This is a genomic window from Xanthomonas sp. SHU 166 (genome assembly GCF_000364685.1).
Lineage (GTDB): Bacteria > Pseudomonadota > Gammaproteobacteria > Xanthomonadales > Xanthomonadaceae > Xanthomonas_A > Xanthomonas_A sontii.
Map to the genome: position 1 here is coordinate 1 of NZ_AQOJ01001010.1, position 2,930 is coordinate 2,930.

Sequence of the window (2,930 nt, forward strand, 5' to 3'; positions counted from 1 at the left end):
CTGCGCGTGGCCGGCGAAGGCATCGCCCTGGCCAGCGTGGCGGCCCTGCTCGCGGCCTTGGTGCAGGCGCGGCTGGCCGCGGTCGCGCCGCTGCTGCCGCACGCGACCCTGGCGGACACCGCGCAGCGGTTGGTCGCCGGCGATCTGTCCGCCTCCATGGCCGAGGGCGCGCTGTCCGCGACGCAACTGCGGCTGGCCTACGCGGCGGCCTTCGGCACGCTCACCCGGGTGCTGGCGGCGATCACCGCGCTGGCGGCGATCGCGATCTGCCTGTTGCTCGGGCGCACGCCGCAAGACGCGGTGGATGAAAGCCGCTGATACCTGCGGGGAAGTCTCGTGCAGGAGCGGCTTCAGCCGCGATGGGCGTGACCGGCGAAGGCCTGTCGCGGCTGAAGCAGCTTCTACGCGGTCACACCTCGGTCCGCTGTGGCAATGAGCGCGATGGGAGGCCTTCGGATGTCACCACCGCGCCGACATACATCGTAGCGAGGCCTGTTCCGCGGTGTTCAGTGCGCAGCGACGCGGGCCGACACGTCCAGCGCCAGCAGCGCCTGCGCGGTCTGCTGCGCCTGCACGCGCAGCTCGGGGATCGCCAGGCTTTCCCACAGGCTGCCGATGCGCAGGCTGCCGAGCACGCGGATACGCGGCGTGGCGCGGCCGTCGGCGTCGAGCAGCGCGCCGTCGGCGGCGCTGCCCACGCCGATGCCGTGCGGCCCCGGCTGTGCATGGCCGCACCCCAGCAACTGGTGCAGCAGCGGATTGCGCATGGTCTGCGCGCGCAGTTCGACGCCGGTGGCGTTGATCACGCAGTGGGCGTCGAGCTGCAGCGGCACGCCGTCGGCGCCCATGCCGTTGACCTGCACGCAGGCGCCGACCGGGAACACCGTGTCCAGCCGCGCGCGGTGCAGGCGCAACTGACCGACCCGGCGCATCGCCTGCAGTTGCGCGAACACCGGCGCGGCGATGCGATGCCGGTGCACGTCCCAGTAGCGCACCACATGGCGCAGGAAGCGGCGCTGCTCGGTGATCGACAGCGATTGCCACAGCGCCTGGCTCAGCGGGCGTATCCGGTCCATCACGCTCTGCCAGGGCCGGCCCTGCGCCTGTGCCGCGGCGGCATGGCGTCGCAGCGCGCGCACGCGCTGGCGCAGCGGCATCGCCAGCAGCGCCTGCGCATCGAAGTCGGCCGGCGCGCCATGCGCGGCATGCGGCAACGGCAGCAAGGCGTGCCGCGAGACCACGTGCACCGGGCCGCGGTGCGCATTGGCCAGCAGGGTCAGCACGCTGTCGGCCATGCTCAGGCCGGAGCCGACGATGCACACCGTGGCCTCGCGCGGAATCGCCTGCAACTGCGCATAGTCCCAGGCCTCGATCCGCGACGGCGCGTCGAGACCGGGAGCGCCGCGCGCCGGCAGCGGACGCAGGCTGTTGCCCAGCGCCAGCACGGTGGCGCCGGCATGCAGCTGTCCACCTTCGTGCAATTGCAGAATCTGAGCGCCGGTCGGCTGCGGATGCAGCGCCAGCACCCGCGCCTGGCGCCATTGCAGGCGCGCCGGCCCGGCGGTCTGCGCCTGCCACAGGCGTGCGCGCAGATAGGCGGCGTAATGGCGGCGCTGCACATAGGCCTCGGCCAGTGCGGCGCGCGACAGCTGCGGATACAACGCCTGCTGCTGCAGCCAGTCGAGAAAGTCGTCGGGCGCGTCGGCGAAGGCGCTCATACGCCCGGCCGTCACGTTCAACAGGTGCTCGGCGCAGGGCGTCGCATAGGCCACGCCCTGCGCCAGCGACGGCTGCGATTCGATCAATTGCACGCGCAGCGCGGTGCCGGCCTCGCGCAGCAACTGCAGCGCGACCAGCACGCCGGCCGCGCCGCCGCCGACGATGGCGATGTCGCAGTCGTCGGCGGCCGGTTCGCTGGGCACAAGCTCATTCATGCCGCGATTGTAAGGGAAGCCCCCACCGGCCCGGCCCGCGGCTGAGAACCGTGGTGCATGTGCCGGCACCGATCGCGCATGAGCGCGTCATGCGCCTGTCATCGGCATGCGTCACATCAGCGCATCGGCCAGGCGCGCGATGCCTTCGCGGCTGCGCCGCCAGGCCGGCCGCTTGCGCCAGTCCTGCAGCGTCAGCACCCGCGCATCGGCCAGGTAGTCGGCCTCCACCGCGCGCAGCCGCTGCACCACCGCGGCGCTGTAGCACAGCATGCCGACCTCGGCGTTCAATGCGAACGAGCGGATGTCCAGGTTGATCGAGCCGACCAGGGCGATGCCCTCATCCACGCTCAGGTGCTTGGCGTGCAGGAAGCACGGCCGGTACAGCGCGATCTTGACCCCGCTGCGCAGCAGTTCGTCGTAATACGCCTCCTGCGCCCAGGCGGTGAGCCGCTGGTTGTTGCTCTCGGACAGGATCAACTGCACGTCCACCCCGGACAGCGCGGCGATGCGCAGCGCGCTGAGCGTGGCCTCGTCCGGCACGAAATACGGCGTGACCATGACGATGCGCCGCCGTGCCAGATGGATCAGCGCGTTGACCGTGTCGCGGGCGTTCTCGAACGGGTACGCCGGCCCGCTGGGCAACAGCTGCGCGGCGACGCCGCCGCCGTGGATGGAGGCGGGCGCGACCACGCTCAGGCGCTGCCCGGTCTCGATGAACCAGTCGCTGGCGAACACCGCTTCCAGGTGCGCCACCACCGGCCCCTGCACCCGCGCCACCAGCTCGCGGTTGGGATGGCCGGGGACGAACTGCGGTTCGGCCAGGTTTTGCGAGCCGATGTAGCCGACGCGGTTGTCGATCACCGCGATCTTGCGGTGGTTGCGCAGGTCCATGCGGCCGCTGCGGCGCCAGCGCAGCCCGCCCGGCAGCAACGCCTGCACCTCGACCCCGGCCGCGTGCAGGCGCTTGCGGTAGCGGCGCAGGCCGCGGCGGCCACC

2 protein-coding genes and 1 pseudogene are annotated in these 2,930 nt (G+C 72.1%); 1 reads left to right on the forward strand and 2 read right to left on the reverse strand.

Features of this window, described 5'->3' with window-relative positions; translation table 11 throughout:
• Window positions 1-318 (forward strand): annotated as a pseudogene (locus tag D180_RS22280) (MFS transporter); the annotation flags it as partial.
• Between the two features lie 188 nt (window positions 319-506).
• Here the strand turns inward: D180_RS22280 and D180_RS22285 are convergent.
• Both D180_RS22285 and D180_RS22290 read right to left on the reverse strand, forming a co-directional pair.
• The gene (locus D180_RS22285) at window positions 507-1,934 is read right to left on the reverse strand and encodes an FAD/NAD(P)-binding protein (protein ID WP_017914508.1); all 1,428 of its coding nucleotides are present in this window, start codon (window positions 1,932-1,934) and stop codon (window positions 507-509) included.
• Between the two features lie 111 nt (window positions 1,935-2,045).
• Window positions 2,046-2,930, reverse strand: an 885-nt coding sequence (locus D180_RS22290; protein ID WP_017914509.1) for a phospholipase D-like domain-containing protein, incomplete at its 5' end; no start/stop codon positions are given.

Excerpts from the sequence above, each read along its gene's own strand:
- D180_RS22285 (WP_017914508.1), bottom strand. The coding sequence starts at position 1,934 with ATGAATGAGCTTGTGCCCAGCGAACCGGCCGCCGACGACTGCGACATC.